Origin of the sequence: Actinomadura sp. NEAU-AAG7 (assembly GCF_018603865.1) — a bacterium.
Taxonomy (GTDB): Bacteria; Actinomycetota; Actinomycetes; order Streptosporangiales; family Streptosporangiaceae; genus Spirillospora; species Spirillospora litoris.
The window spans coordinates 29715-46926 of the sequence record NZ_JAHFZY010000004.1; the positions used below are offsets into that span (position 1 = coordinate 29715).

Sequence of the window (17212 nt, forward strand, 5' to 3'; positions counted from 1 at the left end):
CAATCGGCCCAGGCGGGCGGCGCCGATCGCGGTACCCGCCGCAATACCTTCGGTTAGCCTGGCCGAAGGAATGGGCTATTCGAATCGGTCCGCATGAAAGGATCTTCGCCATGGGCAAGCATGAGAATCCCTCGAACTGCGGCAAGTGCGGCGGAAATGGAAAGGTCGTGGTGAACAATGACAACCAGGAGCAGGAGATCGACTGCCCGGGGTGCGACGGCTCGGGTAGGACGTGAGCATCGACGCGGCGTTCGACGCGGTACCGCGTGAGGCGTTCGTCCCCGACCTGGTCTGGGTCCGCGGCGACGACGGCTGGGCCGTCCCGCTGCGCCGCCAGGACGACCCGGACCGCTGGCGCGCCCTGGTGCGGTCCGGCGACGCGGTGACGATCCAGATCGACGACGGGGCCACCGACAGGGGCGTGTGGCCCACCAGTTCGTGCTCGGCCCCGCACGTCGTGCGGGAGATGCTGGAACTGCTCGACCTGGAGCCCGGCCACCGGGTCATGGAGATCGGCACGGGGACCGGCTGGAACGCCGCGCTGATGGCGGCGATCGTCGGCCCGGAGAACGTCACCACGATCGAGATCGACCCGGCGCTGGCGGACCGGGCCCGGCTGAGGCTCTCCGCCGCCGGCTGCCCCGTCCGGGTGGTCACCGGGGAGGGCGAGGCCGGGGACCCGGCGGGCGCGCCCTACGACCGGGTGGTCGCCACCGCCGCCGCCGCGGAGCTGCCGCACGCGTGGGTGCGGCAGACGCGGCCGGGCGGGCTCCTGCTCGTGCCCTGGGCTCCGACCTTCCACCCGGACGGCCCGCTCGCCCGCCTCACCGCGCGCGGCGGAGGGCGGGCGGACGGCCGGTTCGTGGCCCCTTCCTGGTTCATGCCGCTGCGCGGCCAGCGGATCTCCCAGCCCGACCGGCACGCCTACAAGGCCCGGTGGATCGAGACCGGCGCACCCGCCTGCGAACGTTTCGGGATCACCGTCACCCCGCGGGGCCAGACGATCTGGCTCGACACCCCCGCCAATCCGGTCGTTCCCTGACGCCGTCCAGGCGGTGGCGGTCTCAGTTCGCCTCGCGCAGGATCGACCTGCCCTCACGCAGCCAGTTCGCCGCCGTGTCCTCCTCCAGGTAGCCGTCCTCCAGCACGCCGGCGACGAACACCTCCTTGGCGCGTCCCGGCGGGAAGCTGAGGTCGCCGTAGACGTTGCCGACGCAGAAGGCGTCGATCTTGGCCTCGGGCTTGGCGAAATAGAGCGAGTAGTGAAGCACCTGGGCGCGGATCACCTCGGCCGTGAGAAGGCCGCCGTCGTCGCCGTGGTCGCACAGCACGACGGTCGCGACCTCAAGCGCGCCGCTGATCGCGGCGTTGATGCCGTAGCGGAACAGCGCCGCGTGGGCCCACACGTCGCCCTGGACGGCCAGGATGCTGCCGTAGGCGTCGCCGCCCGCGACGGCGTCGAGCGTCCCGTCGACGATCAGGTCGCCGCGGATCGCGACCCCGTAGTCGTCCCGGTGGTCGTCGAACAGCGCGCCGGTGTCGGCGACGTGGACATCGCCGTCGTAGAACCGGATCTCCTCGAACGAGTACATGTCCTCGTCCGGCCATTCGACCTCGGGCATCCGCCGCTGGGCCTCGTCGAACGAGATCAGCTGGAAGGCGTCGACCGCGAGCGACGGGCGGCCGGAGCGCCCGACGGTGCGCGTCCTCGGCGGGCCGAAGTCCTGGCGCGGCGCCTCGTACACCCTGTCCGGGGCGTGCTCGCCGTCGAAGTAGAGCGCGCCACGGAACCGGTAGGGCGGGCCCTGCTCGACCCAGCCGGCATAGAGGTGGCCGTCGCCCCAGGGCAGGATGCTCGTGAGCCGGTACGGCGGCTCCGCGGCGGGCAGCGGCCGCAACGCGCCGTCGCGGCCGAGCGCTCCGACGTAGCCGTCCTCGCCGGCGACCACGAAGCGGTCGCGGCGCGGATCGTAGCTCAGGCATTCCATGTCGAGCGCGGGAACGCCGTCGCACGGCTCGGGCGTCCCGCCGGGCGCGGCCAGGTAGAGCTGGCCCGCGTCGCCGGCCACCGCGAAGCCGCCGTCGGACGAGTAGGCGAGGTCGGTCAGCGGCGCGTGTCCGGAGAAGACCGTCTCCTCGGTGCCGTCGGGGAGGCGCCGCAGTATCTGGCGGCCGACGACGAACACCGGCTCCCCGCCGGGGGCGGCCACCGCGCGGACGACGCGCTTGCGATCGAATCGCGGCTGCGCGCGCAGTTCGCGGGTCCGCGGATCGAGCGTGGCGACGAAGCCCTTTTCCCCGGTGACCCAGATCAGGTCCCCGATCGGCGTCAGCCCGAACAGGCAGCCGCCCTGCCGCGTCTTGATCTCAACGACGCCCTCGTCGTCCTCGTCGTCGGCCGCGGAGTCGACGATCGCGGTGTCGATGACCGCGAGGAAACCGTGTTCGCCCGCGACGACGGCGGTCCGGTCGTCGAGCGGCAGCACCGCGCGCACGCCGTGGGCGTCGATCGGCCAGGCGCGCCAGCCCTCGGCTCCGAACCGTAACACCGAGCTCTCGCCGCGGCCGCCGCCGGCCGCCCAGATCGTCCCGTCATGACCGGCGAGGACCAGGGGCCCCGGCACGCTGCCGAGCGTCGGGTGCCCGTCCTTCAAGAACGCATCCATGGGACCCGCAACCTAGCCCATCCATGACGCACCCGATCGACGAATTCACCATCTGGAAGCCGATTTAGCGGAATGAGTCTCCGCGATCACTCTAGGTCACTCCAGGGTTTCTGAAAATGCTCGACCGCCGATGATGTCAGCGGCCGGAAACATTGGAGGAAAAGGTTGGGGCGGGGTGGCCCGTTCCAGTGGGCCACCCCGGTGCTTCTTCTCGGCCTGGCCTACTTTCGGTAGCAGAGGTAGATGTACTTGCCTCCGGCTCCCTTGTTGAGGTCCACGTCGATCCTGGTGTAGCCGTCGGGCGCGTTGGCGTTCGGGTCGGAGGAGGAGACGACGGTCAGGTATTGGATGGGCGCGTAGTCGGCGGTGCGGGTGAAGGTCAGATAAATGTAGGCGCCGCCCGCGCCCTTGTTGAGGTCGGTGTCGATCTTGATGTAGCCGTCCGGGGGATCCTGCTCCTTGGAGAGGAGGAAGTAGATGTCGCTGACCGCCTCCTCGGAGCCGTCGGTCTCGAAGGCGAGGTAGAGGTAGGCGCCGCCGGCGCCCTTGTTGAGGTCGGTGGGGTCCTTGTGCCAGCCGGGCGGGGGAGGTTGGTCCTGGCCTTCCAGGATGGTGATGTTGGTGACTGCCACGCGCTGTCTCCTCTGCCGTATCGAGGGGATCTGAGCGGTACCGCTCGCTACACCGGTATGGCTACCCCACGGCATTGATCACCTACCGGAAAAGTGAACCTTTCTGGTTTTGGTGTCTTTTGTCATTCGGGGGTGCGGTTTACGGGCTCTCCGTTTCGTGTTCCGAACAAGTGGACGGAGCCCGAGTGGTCGTCAAGTTCGGCGCCGGGGAGGTTTTCATTACCGGTTCGGGGGCGGGTTCTGTCCGGTAAATCGGTGGCCTGGCCCGCATGGATGTGGTTAGGGTCGCGCGGGTGATCTACGAGCATCCCTTGGCCTACCTGCTCGGCATCGAGGGCGCCGCGCTGCTGCGGGCGTTCACGGGGGAGGGCGACCGGCGCTTCGTCGAGGAGCGGCTCGCCGAGGTCCGGCGGCTGCTGGACGATGAGTCCCTGGCGGGCCTCGGCACCGAGGTGCGGCGGGTCGGCACCGTCGAGGGCTACGGCGTGTGGGCCGGGACCTATGACGACCCCGGCAACGCGGCGTTCGGCATCGACCGGCCCGTCGTCGCGGAGATCCTCGGCGGGCTCGCGCCGGGGGAGGCGCTGGACGCGGCGTGCGGCACCGGCCGCTACGCGCGTGACCTGGTCGGACGCGGGCACCGGGTCATCGGCGTGGACAGCTCACCGGACATGCTCGACCGGGCCCGCGCGAGCGTCCCGGAGGCGGAGTTCCGGCTCGGCGACCTCCATCGGCTGCCGGTGGACGGCGGGGCCGCGGACCTGATCGTGTGCGCGCTCGCGCTGACCCACGTCGCGGACCTCGGGCCCGTGATGGCGGAGTTCGCCCGGGTGCTGCGGCCGGGCGGGCATCTCGTGATCTCCGACGTCCACCCCGAGGCCGTGGCGCGGGGGTCGGTGCCGTCGGTGCGCGACACCGACGGCCGCCCCGCGCGACTCGCGACCCACCGGCACCCGATCGGGGACTATCTGCGGGCGGCCCTGGCGGCGGGCCTGCGGTTGCGGCGGTGCGAGGAGCCTCGACCGCTGGCCGCCTCGCACGGGGCCTCCGGCGAGGCGGGCCCGTGGGAACTGTGGCCGTGGAGCCTGGCGCGCATGATTCCCGAGGCGGCGGGCGCCGCGAACGCCGGAGTGCCCGCGATGGTCGTCTGGCATTTCCAGGCATGACGCGCAAGGCGTGACGGATCAGGGTTCCGGGCGGCAGCGTTTCGCGTCGACGAATCCGTTCCAGGAGAAGGCCGTCTGGCAGCGGTGTTTTCCGGTGGCTCCGCTGATGACCTTGATCACCACGTCGACGCCGTTGACGTCGCAATTGTGGGCGGTGAGGTTGTAGTAGCCGTTGTCTCCGGGGGTCTTTTCGCCGAAGAAGCAGGTGTAATAGCCGCCCGCGTGGGCGGCCGGGGTGGCCGGCGCGGACGAGAGCAGGCCCGCGAGCACGGTGGCGGCGACGGCGAGGCTGGTGAGGCGCACGATGATCCTTTCGCGGATCCGGCTTTTTCTCCTCTCAAATTAGGGAGTGGGAGCCGCCGCCACAATGGGGGGCCGGGATCGGTTGCGGCATCAGGGGTGTTCGTTCATGCGGATCGGTTCCAGTCGGGGGCGTTTCGCGATGCGTCCGTCCGCCGATGAGCGGCCGCGTAGCCGCCGCACCACCCATGGGCCGAGAAAAGTCGCGGCCCATGTGGCTTCGGCGCGGGCGCGATGCCATTGCGGCACCGGCGGTAGTGGCGGAAGGGGGGCCGTCCAAGATGTGTCGGCATCCGGAAGCGCGAGGGCCTCGGCGACCGCCGCCGCGATGCGCGCGTGGCCGAGCGGACTGGCGTGGATGCGGTCGCCGCTCCACAGCCGGGGATCGGTCGTGACGGAATGCGGAAAGGTGTCGACCAGTACGACGTCGTGGCGGCGGGCCGCCCAGCGGATCCGGGCGTTGAAGTCCACGAGTTTCGGGCGCAGGTGCCGGACGAGCGGGGCTATCTTCCCGACGTCGGGAAAGGTGAAGGCGACGACCCGCGCGCCGGACGCCGTGAAATCGGCGTACATCGCCTCCAGGTCGGCGGTGACGGCGCGGGCGTCGAATCCGGGCCTGATGAGGTCGTTCACCCCGGCCATGACCGTCACCAGGTCGGGTTCCAGCGCGAGGGCGGCGCCCGCCTGCTCGGCCCGGATCCGCCCGGTGAGGTGCCCGCGGACGGCGAGGTTGGCGTAGCGGAAGTCCGGTTCCCGGGCGGCCAGGGTCTCGGCCAGCCGGTCGGCCCAGCCGCGATAGCCGGTCCTGTCGTCGCCGTCGTTCAGACCCTCGGTCTGGCTGTCGCCGATCGCCACGTACCGCAGGTAGCGCAATGGTCCGCCTCCACGATGGGGTCCGCCCTAAAGCCGTCCTGACCCGCACGATACCCGCAAATGATCATGATGGGGGGCAGGGGTGAAACCGGTGTGAAAGGGCGCTGAAGGGCGGTCGCCGCAGGGTTCGGGGCATGACGAACTCAGTGGAGCAGACGGCCATCCATGTGGCCGGGCTGCGGAAGGCGTTCGGGGACAAGGTCGTCCTCGACGGGCTCGACCTGGACGTGCGGCGCGGGACGGTCTTCTCGCTGCTCGGCCCCAACGGCGCGGGGAAGACGACCACCGTCCAGATCCTGTCCACGCTGATCGGCGCGGACGCCGGGGACGTGCGCGTCGCGGGCTGCGACCTCGCCCGCGACCCCGAGGGCGTGCGGCGGGCCATCGGCGTGACCGGGCAGTACTCGGCGGTGGACGGGCTGCTCACCGGCCGCGAGAACCTGATCATGATGGCGGACCTGCACCGGCTCGGCCGGGCCGCCGGGCGGCGCGCCGCCGACGAACTGCTGGAGCGGTTCGACCTGGCCGAGGCGGGCCGCAAGCAGGCCGCGGCGTACTCGGGCGGGATGCGGCGCAAGCTCGACCTCGCGATGACGCTGATCGGCGGCCCGCGGATCATCTTCCTGGACGAGCCGACGACCGGCCTGGACCCGCGCAGCCGCCGGACGATGTGGGCGATCATCCGCGAGCTGGTCCGGGGCGGGGTGACGGTCTTCCTGACGACGCAGTACCTGGACGAGGCCGACCAGCTCGCCGACCGCGTCGCGGTGCTGGACGGCGGGCGCCTCGTCGCCGACGGGACGCCCGACGAGCTGAAGCGGCTGGTGCCCGGCGGCCACGTGCGGCTGCGGTTCGCCGACCTCGCCTCGCTGGACGCGGCGGCGCGCGCGCTCGGCACCAGGACGCGCGACGACGAGGCGCTCACCCTCCAGGTGCCCTCCGACGGCGGCGTGCGGGCGCTGCGGGAACTGCTCGGCCGCCTGGACGCGCACTCGATCGAGGTCGACGAGCTGTCGGTGCACACCCCTGACCTCGACGATGTCTTCCTCGCCCTGACCGGGCGGCCCGAGAACGAGGCGGCCTCGGCATGAACGCGCTCCACGACTCGGCGACGATGCTGCGCCGCAACCTGCGGCACGCGCTGCGCTACCCGGCGCTGACGATCGCGACGATCGCGACCCCGATCCTGATGCTGCTGCTGTTCGTCGGCGTGTTCGGCAACGCGCTCGGGACCGGGGTCGGCGGGCCGTCCAAGGACGACTACATCGGATACGTCGCCCCGGGGATCATCCTGATGGCGGTCGCGTCGGGCTGCATGGTCACCTCGGTGTCGGTGTGCGTCGACATGACCGAGGGCATCGTCTCCCGGTTCCGGACGATGCCGATCGCGCGCTCGTCGCTGCTGACCGGCCATGTCGCCGGCAGCATGATCCAGACGCTGCTGAGCACGTTCGCGGTGGTCCTGGTCGCGGTGGCGATGGGGTTCCGGACGAACGGGACCGTGCTCGACTGGCTGGGCGCGATCGGCCTCCTGACGATGCTGACGTTCGCGCTGACCTGGCTCGCGGTCGTGATGGGGCTGGTCGCGAAGAACCCGGAGGGCGCGAGCAACTCGCCGCTGCTCGTCCAGTTCCTGCCGTTCCTCGGCAGCGCGATCGTCCCGCCGGAGTCGATGCCCGCCGGGGTGCGGTGGTTCGCCGAGTACCAGCCGTTCACGCCGGTGATCGAGACGCTTCGGGGGCTGCTGATGGGCACGCCCGTCGGGCGGGACGCGTGGATCTCGGTGGCCTGGTGCGCCGGGATCGCGGTCGTCAGCTACGTGCTGGCCAAGCGGCTGTTCAACCGCGCTCGGTGAGGACGGCCAGCGCGGCGGACCGCAGCGCCGGGCGGTCGAGGCCGGCGTACTCCGACACCGCGTCGGCGTACGCCGGCCCGTCGGCCTCCTGGGCGGCGCGGCGGGCGAGGGGCGCGGACATGGTCGGCTGGAAGTTGCGGATGAAGCGCAGCCGCTCCGCCAGCGCGATCATGCGCGCGGCCCGCGCGGGCTCGCGGCCGCGGGCCAGGTCGGTCAGCGCGAGCGCCAGCAGGACCGCGCCGCAGACCGGCTGGTCCATGTAGAAGGACGGGATCCGCTCCTCGGGGAGGGTGAGCAGCATGGTCAGCCTGCCGGGGAGCCCGTCGGCGATGTGCTCGACCGCGCCGATGCCGCCGTGCCGGGCGTGCGCCACGACCGCCGCGCTGTGGGTCTCCAGCGTGAACGGGTCGAGGTCGAGGTCCGCCGAGGCGAGCGGGCGTTCGGCGTCGTCCAGCTGCTCGGCGGCCCGCCGCCACAGGGCGAGGCCGGCGGCGGTGTCGCCGCGCGCCAGGGCGATCTCGGCGCGGGCGCAGAGGTAGAAGGTGGGCGTGCCGGACGCCTCGTCCGCCTCGTGCGGGAACGAGACCTCCAGCCAGCGCTCGGCCGCGTCCAGGTCGCCGAGCTGGAGGCTGATGATCGCGAGGGCCCAGCGCAGGCCGATGACGTCGGCCCACGCCTCGTGCCCCTCCAGGACGTCCAGCGCCACGCGCATGTGGCGCTCCGCGCGGGCGCTCTGGTCCACCTGCATGTACAGCTCGCCCAGGCGGGAGTGGGAGGCCATCCGCATCCACGGCGCCTCCTGGTCGTCCAGCGCCCCGACCATCCGCTCGGTGGCGGCGATCGCGCCGTCCAGGTCGCCGCGGCTCTCGTGGAGGTAGCCCGCGACGGCGTTCGCGGCCCCCGCCAGCAGCGGCTCGCCGCTCGCGCACATCTCCGCCAGCGCGGCGCCGTCGCGGCCGAGGATCTCCGGCAGCGACCGGACGACGGTGGCGATCGCGTTCCCGACGGTCGTGGGCGGGACGGGCGGCAGGCGGCGCAGCGCGACGAGCGCGCGGGTCGGGCGCGGCCCGTCCAGCACCAGGCCGGTCATCGCGCACAGCGTCAGCGCCGACCGGGCGACCTCGACGTGCTCGGGCCCGGGGCGGAACCGCGACAGCGCCCCGGCCGTGTCGGCGGTGAGCGCGGCGAGCCGGTTGAACGCGGACTCGACCGTCCACAGGCAGCCGAGGACGGCGGTCACGGCGGCGACGGCGGGCCCGTCCCGGCGGTCGAGGGCGTGGTGCAGGGCGAGCTGGAGGTTGTCCTGCTCGGCGCGGACCAGTTCCCCGGTCGCGAACGGCTCGGCGCCGAACAGCGCGGCGTGGTGCGCGGCGCCGAACCCCTGAGCCCACGCGACGAGCCCGTCGACCGCGCGCGCCTCCTCGCCCGCCTCCGCGAGCCGGGCCGCGCTGAACTCGCGGACGGTCTCCAGCATCCGGAACCGCGCGCCCGCCCCGGTGTCGGACACCTTGAGCAGCGACTGGTCGGCGAGGTCCGCCAGGACCGCCAGGACGTCGCCGCCGACGAGGTGGCGCGCCGCGGCCGCGGTGAAGCCGCCCGGGAAGACCGACAGCGCCCGCATCGCGGCCCGCCCGGACGGGTCGAGCAGCGCCCAGCTCCAGTCGACCACGGCGTGGATCGTCCGGTGCCGGGACGGCGCGTCGCGGGCGCCGCCGCGCAGCAGCGCGAACCGGTCGCCGAGGCCGCGCGCGATCTCCGGGACCGACATGACCCGGACCCGCGCCGCCGCCAGCTCCACCGCGAGCGGCAGCCCGTCCAGATGGCGGCAGATGTCCTCGACGGCGTCCGCGGGCAGGTCGGCGCGCGGCCGTGCCGCCCGCGCCCGCTGGAGGAACAGCTCGACGGCCGTCGCGAGGTCCAGCTCGGGCAGCGGGTACACCGACTCCGACGACAGCCCGAGCGGCGCGCGGCCCGTGGTCAGCACCCGCACGTCCCGCGTCAGCGACACCAGCGCGCCGACCAGGTCGGCCGCGCCGCCGACGACGTGCTCGCAGTTGTCCAGGACGAGCAGCGCCGGCCCCGGTCCGAGGGCCTCGGCGATCCCGGAGACGAGGCCGTTCCGGGAGTGCGTCCCCCCACCGGGGGCCGGCCCGGCGTGCCCGGGGGCGCGGCCGGGCGTCAGCCGGGTGTCGCCGGCGCCGAGGACGGACGCGACCTCTCCGGCGACGTCCTCGTCGCGCGCGACCCCGGCGAGCGGCACCAGGTGCACCGAGCGCTGTTCGGCGCCGCGCGCGACCGCGTTCGCGAGCCGTGTCTTGCCGAGCCCGCCCGGACCGACGATCGAGGTGACCCGCGACGCGCGCACCAGCGCGCGGACGGCGGCGGTGTCGTCCTCCCGGCCGAGCAGCGGGTTCGGCTCGTGCGCGACGCCGCGCCGCACGGGGGGCGCCGCGTCCCGCAGCAGCTCCTGGTGGACGGCCCGCAGCGCCGCGCCCGGGTCGGTGCCGAGGTCCTCGCGCAGCGCGCGCCGGTACCCCTCGTAGCGGGCCAGCGCCGCCGCCGCGCCCGCCGTCGCGGCCTCGCAGCGCAGCAGCTCCCGCAGGACCTCCTCGTCCCTCGGGTACACGCGGGCCAGGGCGGCGAGCGCGTCGGCCGCCTCGGCGCGGCGGCCGAGCCGCGACAGCGCCAGGCCGCGGGCGCGCAGCAGCGTCCAGTACGTCGGGATCCGGGCCGCGCGCAGTACCGCCACCGGGTCGTCGCCCGGCGGCGCCTCGGGGCGGACCCCCTCCCAGAGGGCGAGGCCCGCGTCGGCGTGCGCGAGCGCGGCGGCGTGGCCGCCGTCGCGGGCGGACCGGGCGGCGGCGGACGCGGCGAGCAGCACGGCCGAGGCGTCCACCGCGTCCTCGGCGAGCGAGAGCCGGTAGCCGGACGGCGTGCTGGCGATGACGTCCGCGCCGAGCTGCGACCTGGCCCGCGACACGACGACCTGGAGCGCCTTGGCCGGGTTCTCCGGCCGCCCGTCCGGCCACAGGCCCTCCACCAGCCGGGACGCGGCGACGCCCGCGCGCGGCTCGGCGGCCAGCAGCGCGAGCAGGTCCCGCAGCCGCGGGCCCGTGATCTCGCGGCCCCGGCAGGCGACCCGCGTGAGCAGCGCCAGCTCGACGGCCATCAGCCGGTTCGGTAGTGCCTGCGCAGCGCGATGCCCGCCGCGACCCCGCCCGCCAGCGCGCCGGCCCCGGCGGCGGCGGGCAGCGCGACCATCGTCACCTTGCGCCCGGTGCGGAAGTCGTGGATCGGCCAGCCGTTCCGCCTGGCGTGCTCGCGCAGTTCGGCGTCGGGGTTGACCGCATGCGGATACCCGACGGCGGTGAGCAGCGGCAGGTCGTTGACCGAGTCGCTGTAGGCGGCGCAGCGCGCGAGGTCGAGGCCCTCGCGCTGGGCGAGCGCGCGGACCGCCTCGGCCTTGGCGGGCCCGTGCAGCAGGTTCCCGACGAGCCGCCCGGTGTAGACGCCGTCGCGGGTCTCGGCGACGGTGCCGAGCGCGCCGGTCAGCCCGAGCCGGTGCGCGATCGTCCGGGCGACCTCCACCGGCGTCGCGGTGACCAGCCAGACCTGCTGGCCCGCGTCGAGGTGGCCGAGCGCGAGCGTGCGGGTGCCGTGCCAGATCCGGTCGGCCATCACCTCGTCGTAGATCTCCTCGCTGAGCTTGACGATCCCGGCGACGTGCTGCCCCGCGACGAACGCGAGCGCGGCCTCCTTCGCGCTGCCGATGTGCTCGGAGTTCTCCGTGCCGCGCAGCCGGAACGCGGCCTGCCCCCACGCGAACGTGGCGAGGTCGCGCAGCGTGAACAGCCGGCGGGCGGCGAGGCCGCGCGCGAAGTAGTAGATCGACGCGCCGCGCATCATCGTGTTGTCGACGTCGAAGAACGCGGCGGCGGCCGGGTCGGGCGAAGGCGGCGGGGGCGTCGCGGCCGCCGCGGCGGCGGCCGCCGCCTCCCCGGCGCTCACGTGGTCCTCGTGCCTGCCGCGCTGCCAGAACAGCCCACGCCGCCAGATTTGCCGCATGGGCCCGAGCCTAGTCACCCGGACCCACGCGCGACGTGCCGATCTCCTCCCGGTCTCCTCCTGGTCGACCTGCCCCTACTCGACGGGTTCCGTGCGGTTGTCCTTGCGGTGGTCCTCGCCGTGCCCACCGGCGGCGGCCATCAGCCGCTCGCGCAGGTCGGCGCGGAACCGCGGGTCGGGACCGTCCCCGCTCGTCCGCAGCCGCGCCAGCGCGCCACCCTTCTCGACGATCTTGCCTCGCCTGGTTCTCACCGGCCGCTCCCTTGCGGATCCAGGCGCGAAAGCGCTCTCCTGCCCGCGAGAACGACCCTGGGGCGGGCCGGGTTACGGGCAATCCGTCATCGGACCGGCCGTCCGAGGGGGTCGGACGGGCCGTCCAGTGGTGCCCGGGGCGCACCGGTGTGTCACGTTCCGGCAGGTCACGCGGCGCCGCGCCGGCATGCGTCACCCCGGCCCATCACACGGGTCGATACCACCCGATAACACCGGTCAATAGCGTAGATCGTCCGGCAGCATCCGGGCCAGAGACCGGACGGCCCGGTATTGGAGCGCTTTGATCGCGCCCGGCTTCTTGCCCATCACGAGCGCGGTCTCGGCGACCGACAGCCCGTGCAGGAACCGCAGCACCACGCACTCCTGCTGCTCCGAGCCGAGTCGGCGGACGGCGGTGAGCAGCGTCCGGTTCGTCATCGCCTCGATCACGGCGCGCTCCGGGCCCTCCTGCGGGAGGTCCGGCTCGACCTGCTCGGCCGTGCAGACCTCCAGCCGGTACCGGCCGGACTTGAAGTGGTCGGTGACGAGGTTCCGCGCGATCGTGACCAGCCACGCGCCGAAGTCCTTGCCCTGCCAGCGGAAGTCCGGCATCCGGCGGAGGGCGCGCAGGAACGTCTCGCTCGTCAGGTCCTCGGTAAGGGAATGGGCGCCGACCCGGTAGTAGACGTACCGGTAGACCAGTTCGACATAGTGGTCGTAGAGGGAGCCGAACGCCTCGGCGTCGCCGTCCCTCGCCCGCAGCACCAGCGCCTTGAGCGTCGCGGCCCGGTCGGCCCCCGGCTCGGCCCGCGGGGTGGGCCGGCGTAGCGGGACGACCCGGGTATCGAGGGTCAAGCTGCTCATGCAGTTCTCCTCGGGGCGTACGCGACCTCCGGCGTGTTTTGCCACTCTAGATACCGAAAGGTACGGCGGGCAATGGTCGGCGGTTTGGGGTCCGCGCGGGCACCGGACGGGCACCCGGCGGGTCGCCGGACGCGAGGGTCCGCACCGGCGGTTTCCCGGGGTTTCGGACGCCGGACCGGAAAGCGGTTACCCGTCACGCCCCCGTATCGGGCACCATGGGGCGCGATGGTCGACGCTCTGCTCGCGCTGCTGGCGGCCCTGGGTGCCTTACTGGCCACCGGGTTGCTGATCTCGCGCGCCTACAAGGACCGGCTGCTCTACCTGATCAGCTGGTCCGTGACCCAGGTCGGGCTGACGCTCGCGCTGCTGTCGATGGGCGTGGGCTTCCTGGCCGGGTTCAACGGGCCGCTGTTCCGCGTCGCCGAACTCGGCGCCGCGATGATCGGGCCGGTCTGGCTCGCGCTCGGCATCATCGAGCTGATCGCGCGGTACGTGCAGGTGCGGTTCGCCGCGTGGCTGTTCGCGGTGTCCTACACGCTCGTCGCGCTCGTGATCCTCATGGTCGACCCGCTGAAGGGGTCGCTGAGCAAGAGCCTGCCGAAGCCGGGCGACACCTACGACGCGCTGCCGCTGCTGCTCATCGACGGCGCGCACGTGGTCGCGGTGATCGCGCTCGTCGGCTGCACCGGCGTCACCGCCTGGCTCGCCTCCAAGCAGGACCGCGAGGCCGGGGAGCTGCTGATCCCGGTGGCGCTGCTCGCGCTCGCCGGGGTGCTGGTGGTCAGCGGCAGCCGCGGGCTGCTGCCCGCGCCGATCGCGATCATCGCGCTGGGCGCCGCCGCCGGGCTGGTCTGGTACGGCGCGATGCGCATCGCCCCCGGCTACGAGGGCGAGGGGGGCTACGACGACGAGTACGACCGGCGGGACGACCGGCAGTACCGGGACGAGCCCGCGACCGGCTACGAGGACCAGGGGTACGAGGACCAGGGCTATGGGGACCAGGGGTACGAGCAGCAGGGGTTCGAGCAGCAGGGCTATGAGCAGCAGGGCTATGAACAGCAGGGGTTCGAGCAGCAGGGTCTTCCGGCCGCGCAGCCGCGCGAGCTGGCCGCCGCCCAGGCGCCGCCCGTGACGCCGCCCCTCCCGCCGGTGCCGCCGCCGGGCCGGCAGCCCCAGGCCAAGCGCGGCGAGCTGCGCTTCCCCGAGCAGGCTCCGGCCGACGAACTGCGCTTCCCCGACGCGCTCGGCCCGCTGGACGACCCGTCCGGCGACCCGGCCGGGCCGACCTCCATCGACGGCCTGCGCGGCGCCCTGCCCCAGCCCGCCCCGCCGGGCGGCGCGCTCGCGAACCCGCTGGGCGGCCTGCCGAGCGGGTTGCCGGGCGGTCTGCCGGGGGGTCTGCCGGGCGGGTTCGGCGGCGCCGACCTGCCGGGCGGCTGCGGCCAGATCACCGTCTACACGCTGCTGGAGGGGCGCGAGGACGCCTTCGACCGGCTCGCCGCCGACCTCGTCCAGGCGGCGCGGGCGGCCGAGCCCGACACCGTCGTGTTCGCCTCGCACGAGGTGGTGGGCGCGCCCACGCAGCGGATTTTCTACCAGGTCTTCCGCGACGAGGCGGCCTTCGCCGCGCACCGGCGCCAGCCGCACCTGCAGCGCTTCCTCGCCGAGTCCCGCACGCACGTGCTGGCGACCAACGTGATCGAGCTGCGGCTCGGCGCCGCCAAGATCCCGCTGCCGGGCGCGCCGGAGTTCCCGGGGAGATGACGGTGCGGCCCATCATGATCACGCTGCTCGGCAAGCCGGGCTGCCACCTGTGCGACGACGCCCGCGCGGTGATCGAGCGCGTCGCGGGCGAGCTGGAGGTCCCCTGGGAGGAGCGCGACATCACCCGCTCCGAGGAGGACACCCGGCTCTACTGGGAGCAGATCCCGGTCACGCTGATCAACGGCGTCCAGCACGACTTCTGGCGGGTGGACGAGAACCGGCTCCGCGCCGCCGTCGAGAAACTGCGCGCCCCGCGGTAGTCCGCCCCGCGATTCCCTCGATCGGGGACGTTTCGGGTGTCTGGTCGGTCACATCCGGCGGGCGTCCGGGGGGCGCCGCGTCCGGCGGAACGGTCCGATGGTCCCTGCTGGGCGGGGCTTCCCGCGCGCCGGGCCTGGCCAGCGATGATCTCGTTGGCGGGGGGCCACTTTGTGCGCGTATTCACAAAGGCTTAACCTGGTCAATAGCCCTGGGGCGGTCAGGCCGCGGCCGTGCGGCCCGGCCAGGCGAGCCGGGGTGAGGGGTGCACCGGCCCCGTCCCCAGCGTCGAGCCCCGAAGAAGCAGGCCGTGACACCTCGACAGAACCGCCAGCGCGACCGCGGCATCCCCGAAGCGACCGTCGCGCGGCTCCCCGTGTACCTGCGGGCCCTGACCGGGCTCCAGGAGCGCGAGGTGGCGACCGTCTCGTCGGAGGAGCTGGCCGCCGCCGCCGGCGTGAACTCCGCCAAGCTCCGCAAGGACCTGTCCCACCTCGGCTCGTACGGGACGCGCGGCGTCGGCTACGAGGTCGAGTACCTCGTCTACCAGATCTCCCGCGAGCTCGGCCTCACCCAGGACTGGGTCGTCGCCATCATCGGCGTCGGCAACCTCGGTCGTGCGCTGGCCGGATACGGCGGCTTCGCCTCGCGCGGCTTCCGGGTGGCGGGCCTGCTCGACGCGGACGAGGCCATCGTCGGCCAGGAGATCTCCGGCAAGACCGTGGCGCACATCGACCGGCTGGAGGAGATGATCGCCGAGCACGGCGTCTCGATCGCCGTGATCGCGACGCCGGCCGGTGCCGCGCAGGGCGTGTGTGACCGGGTGGTCGCCTCCGGCGTCACGAGTGTTCTGAACTTCGCGCCTGTCGTACTCTCCGTTCCGGAGGGTGTGGACGTGCGTAAGGTCGACTTGTCCATCGAATTGCAGATCCTCGCTTTCCACGAGCAGCGCAAGGCCGGGGGCCCGGGGGACTATGAACCCGTCGCGGGCGGCGGCGAGGACCCACCCGGCCCCGCGCAGTACGTGGAGGCGGTAGAGGCGTGACGGCAGAAGCGTGACGTCGGCGGCGTTGGGATTGACAGCGTTGACGCCGGCGGAGGCTTGACGTGCTCGACGGTGGGAGAGGCTTGATGGCGGGAGAGACGGTATGAGCGTGTTGGTCGTGGGGCTCAGTCACCGCAGCGCCCCGGTGGCCGTGCTCGAACGCACGGCGGTGACCGGGGACGATCTGGCCAAGCTGCTGACCTCCGTGCACGGCGCCGCGAACGTCGCCGAGGCCGCCATCGTCTCGACCTGCAACCGGGTCGAGGTCTACGCGGTGGTCGACAAGTTCCACGGCGGCGTCTCGGCGATCTCCGAGTCGCTCGCGCTGCACTCGGGCGTCCCGCTGGAGGACCTCACCCGGTACCTCTACGTCCACTACGAGGAGCGGGCCGTCCAGCACGTGTTCGCGGTGGCGTGCGGGCTGGAGTCGATGGTCGTCGGCGAGGGGCAGATCCTCGGCCAGATGCGGCAGGCGTTCCGGCTCGCGCAGGAGCACCGGACGCTCGGCCGCGACCTGCACGACGTCCTGCAGCAGGCGCTGCGGGTCGGCAAGCGCGCCCACCACGAGACCGGGATCGACAAGGCCGGGGCGTCGCTGGTCAGCGTGGGCCTGGAGGTCGCCGAGCGGCACCTCGGGCCGCTCGCGGGCGTGCGCGCGCTCGTTGTCGGCGCCGGGTCGATGAGCTCGCTGGCCGCCGCGACGCTGAGCCGCGCCGGGGCCTGCGAGGTCGTGGTCGCGAACCGCACGCACGAGCGCGCGGTGCGGCTCGCGGAGTCGCTGGAGGTCCCCGCGCGCGCCATCGAGCTGGCCGCGCTGGACGAGGCGATCACCGCGGCCGACCTCGTCGTCTCCTGCACCGGCGCGGCGGGCCTCGTGCTCACCGCCGACCGGCTGCGCGCCCGCGGCGTCGGCGCCGACGGCCGCCGCCGCTTCTTCCTCGACCTCGCGCTCCCGCACGACATCGACCGCGCCGTCGGCGACCTGCCGGACGCGGCGCTCGCCGGGCTCGACGACCTGCGCACCGCGCAGGAGGCCCGCAGGGCGATCGGACCCGAGGCGGTCGAGGCCGCCCGCGCGATCGTGCGCGAGGAGGTCGCCGCGTTCCTCGGCGCCGCCCGCGCCGCCGCCGTCGCGCCGACGGTCGTCGCGCTGCGCAGCAAGGCCGCCGAGGTCGTGCGGTCGGAGCTGGCCCGGCTCGGCGGGCGGCTGCCCGAACTGGACGAGCGGGCCCGCAAGGAGATCGACCAGACCGTCCGGCGCGTGGTGGACAAGCTGCTGCACGCGCCGACCGTCCGGGTCAAGGAGCTGGCGGCGGCGCCGGGCGGCGACTCCTACGCCGTCGCGCTCCGCGAGCTGTTCGACCTGGACCCGAAGGCGCCCGAGGCCGTCGCGCGCGCCGACATGCGTGAGGGGGAGCCGCAGGCGGCGCGGGAGTCGGGGCGGGCGTCCCGGCGGATCTCCCCCGGGACGG

General features: G+C 73.5%; 15 protein-coding genes and 1 pseudogene. 8 read left to right on the forward strand and 8 right to left on the reverse strand.

The genetic code is table 11. From position 1 onward, the window contains the following. The first annotated feature begins 232 nt into the window (after positions 1 to 232). Positions 233 to 1042 (forward strand): methyltransferase domain-containing protein, encoded by an 810-nt coding sequence (locus KLI87_RS19100; protein ID WP_214618143.1) that lies wholly within the window; start codon positions 233 to 235, stop codon positions 1040 to 1042. A 22-nt stretch (positions 1043 to 1064) separates the two neighbouring features. Here the strand turns inward: KLI87_RS19100 and KLI87_RS19105 are convergent, their stop codons facing one another. Both KLI87_RS19105 and KLI87_RS19110 read right to left on the reverse strand, forming a co-directional pair. Then, the gene (locus KLI87_RS19105; RefSeq protein WP_214618144.1) at positions 1065 to 2666 is read right to left on the reverse strand and encodes a hypothetical protein; all 1602 of its coding nucleotides are present in this window, start codon (positions 2664 to 2666) and stop codon (positions 1065 to 1067) included. A gap of 221 nt (positions 2667 to 2887) precedes the next feature. Then, a complete protein-coding gene (locus tag KLI87_RS19110; protein ID WP_214618145.1) occupies positions 2888 to 3298 on the reverse strand; it encodes a hypothetical protein in 411 nt (136 codons plus the stop codon). A 269-nt stretch (positions 3299 to 3567) separates the two neighbouring features. Between KLI87_RS19110 and KLI87_RS19115 the strand changes: the two genes are divergently transcribed. Then, a complete protein-coding gene (locus KLI87_RS19115; RefSeq protein ID WP_250904054.1) occupies positions 3568 to 4464 on the forward strand; it encodes a class I SAM-dependent methyltransferase in 897 nt (298 codons plus the stop codon). A gap of 18 nt (positions 4465 to 4482) precedes the next feature. Here the strand turns inward: KLI87_RS19115 and KLI87_RS19120 are convergent, their stop codons facing one another. Together KLI87_RS19120 and KLI87_RS19125 are read right to left on the reverse strand one after the other, a co-directional pair. Next, positions 4483 to 4767, reverse strand: a complete 285-nt coding sequence (locus KLI87_RS19120) for a hypothetical protein (RefSeq protein WP_214618146.1) — start codon at positions 4765 to 4767, stop codon at positions 4483 to 4485. Between the two features lie 90 nt (positions 4768 to 4857). Then, the gene (locus KLI87_RS19125; RefSeq protein WP_214618147.1) at positions 4858 to 5637 is read right to left on the reverse strand and encodes an SGNH/GDSL hydrolase family protein; all 780 of its coding nucleotides are present in this window, start codon (positions 5635 to 5637) and stop codon (positions 4858 to 4860) included. 134 nt (positions 5638 to 5771) lie between these two features. Here KLI87_RS19125 and KLI87_RS19130 point away from each other — a divergent pair, with 134 nt between their 5' ends. Beyond that, positions 5772 to 6728: an ATP-binding cassette domain-containing protein gene (locus tag KLI87_RS19130; protein ID WP_214618148.1), complete on the forward strand. Its 957-nt coding sequence runs from the start codon at positions 5772 to 5774 to the stop codon at positions 6726 to 6728. Next, positions 6725 to 7492 (forward strand): ABC transporter permease, encoded by a 768-nt coding sequence (locus KLI87_RS19135; RefSeq protein ID WP_156222217.1) that lies wholly within the window; start codon positions 6725 to 6727, stop codon positions 7490 to 7492. Before KLI87_RS19130 ends, KLI87_RS19135 begins: the two co-directional genes overlap by 4 nt. On the opposite strand, the gene KLI87_RS19140 is transcribed toward KLI87_RS19135, so the two are convergent. The 4 genes from KLI87_RS19140 to KLI87_RS19155 form a co-directional block, all read right to left on the reverse strand. Next, the gene (locus KLI87_RS19140) at positions 7476 to 10661 is read right to left on the reverse strand and encodes a BTAD domain-containing putative transcriptional regulator (RefSeq protein WP_214618149.1); all 3186 of its coding nucleotides are present in this window, start codon (positions 10659 to 10661) and stop codon (positions 7476 to 7478) included. The two genes, KLI87_RS19135 and KLI87_RS19140, sit on opposite strands and share 17 nt — an antisense overlap. Beyond that, entirely contained in the window at positions 10661 to 11557 is an 897-nt protein-coding gene (locus tag KLI87_RS19145) for an HAD family phosphatase (protein WP_156222214.1), read from the reverse strand. The genes KLI87_RS19140 and KLI87_RS19145 overlap by 1 nt, the downstream gene beginning before the upstream one ends. A 75-nt stretch (positions 11558 to 11632) precedes the next feature. Then, positions 11633 to 11809, reverse strand: coding sequence for a hypothetical protein (locus KLI87_RS19150; protein WP_156222212.1), 177 nt, complete (start codon positions 11807 to 11809; stop codon positions 11633 to 11635). A 237-nt stretch (positions 11810 to 12046) separates the two neighbouring features. Continuing rightward, entirely contained in the window at positions 12047 to 12673 is a 627-nt protein-coding gene (locus KLI87_RS19155) for a sigma-70 family RNA polymerase sigma factor (protein ID WP_214618150.1), read from the reverse strand. A 225-nt stretch (positions 12674 to 12898) separates the two neighbouring features. Here KLI87_RS19155 and KLI87_RS19160 point away from each other — a divergent pair, with 225 nt between their 5' ends. The 4 genes and pseudogenes from KLI87_RS19160 to KLI87_RS19175 all read left to right on the forward strand — a co-directional run. Next, positions 12899 to 14437 (forward strand): putative quinol monooxygenase, encoded by a 1539-nt coding sequence (locus KLI87_RS19160; protein ID WP_214618151.1) that lies wholly within the window; start codon positions 12899 to 12901, stop codon positions 14435 to 14437. Further along, entirely contained in the window at positions 14434 to 14697 is a 264-nt protein-coding gene (locus KLI87_RS19165; RefSeq protein WP_214618152.1) for a glutaredoxin family protein, read from the forward strand. Before KLI87_RS19160 ends, KLI87_RS19165 begins: the two co-directional genes overlap by 4 nt. Before the next feature lie 308 nt (positions 14698 to 15005). Beyond that, positions 15006 to 15740: a redox-sensing transcriptional repressor Rex gene (locus KLI87_RS19170; protein WP_214618153.1), complete on the forward strand. Its 735-nt coding sequence runs from the start codon at positions 15006 to 15008 to the stop codon at positions 15738 to 15740. Between the two features lie 103 nt (positions 15741 to 15843). Further along, a pseudogene (locus tag KLI87_RS19175) lies at positions 15844 to 17163 on the forward strand (glutamyl-tRNA reductase); the annotation flags it as partial. Positions 17164 to 17212: the final 49 nt, after the last annotated feature.

What these genes read in the sequence shown, in the direction of transcription:
- KLI87_RS19105 (WP_214618144.1), bottom strand. Translation starts at nt 2,666, where the DNA reads ATGGATGCGTTCTTGAAGGACGGGCACCCGACGCTCGGCAGCGTGCCG.
- KLI87_RS19115 (WP_250904054.1), top strand. Translation starts at nt 3,568, where the DNA reads ATGGATGTGGTTAGGGTCGCGCGGGTGATCTACGAGCATCCCTTGGCC.
- KLI87_RS19130 (WP_214618148.1), top strand. Translation starts at nt 5,772, where the DNA reads ATGACGAACTCAGTGGAGCAGACGGCCATCCATGTGGCCGGGCTGCGG.
- KLI87_RS19135 (WP_156222217.1), top strand. Translation starts at nt 6,725, where the DNA reads ATGAACGCGCTCCACGACTCGGCGACGATGCTGCGCCGCAACCTGCGG.
- KLI87_RS19140 (WP_214618149.1), bottom strand. Translation starts at nt 10,661, where the DNA reads ATGGCCGTCGAGCTGGCGCTGCTCACGCGGGTCGCCTGCCGGGGCCGC.
- KLI87_RS19145 (WP_156222214.1), bottom strand. Translation starts at nt 11,557, where the DNA reads ATGCGGCAAATCTGGCGGCGTGGGCTGTTCTGGCAGCGCGGCAGGCAC.
- KLI87_RS19155 (WP_214618150.1), bottom strand. Translation starts at nt 12,673, where the DNA reads ATGAGCAGCTTGACCCTCGATACCCGGGTCGTCCCGCTACGCCGGCCC.
- KLI87_RS19160 (WP_214618151.1), top strand. Translation starts at nt 12,899, where the DNA reads ATGGTCGACGCTCTGCTCGCGCTGCTGGCGGCCCTGGGTGCCTTACTG.
- KLI87_RS19165 (WP_214618152.1), top strand. Translation starts at nt 14,434, where the DNA reads ATGACGGTGCGGCCCATCATGATCACGCTGCTCGGCAAGCCGGGCTGC.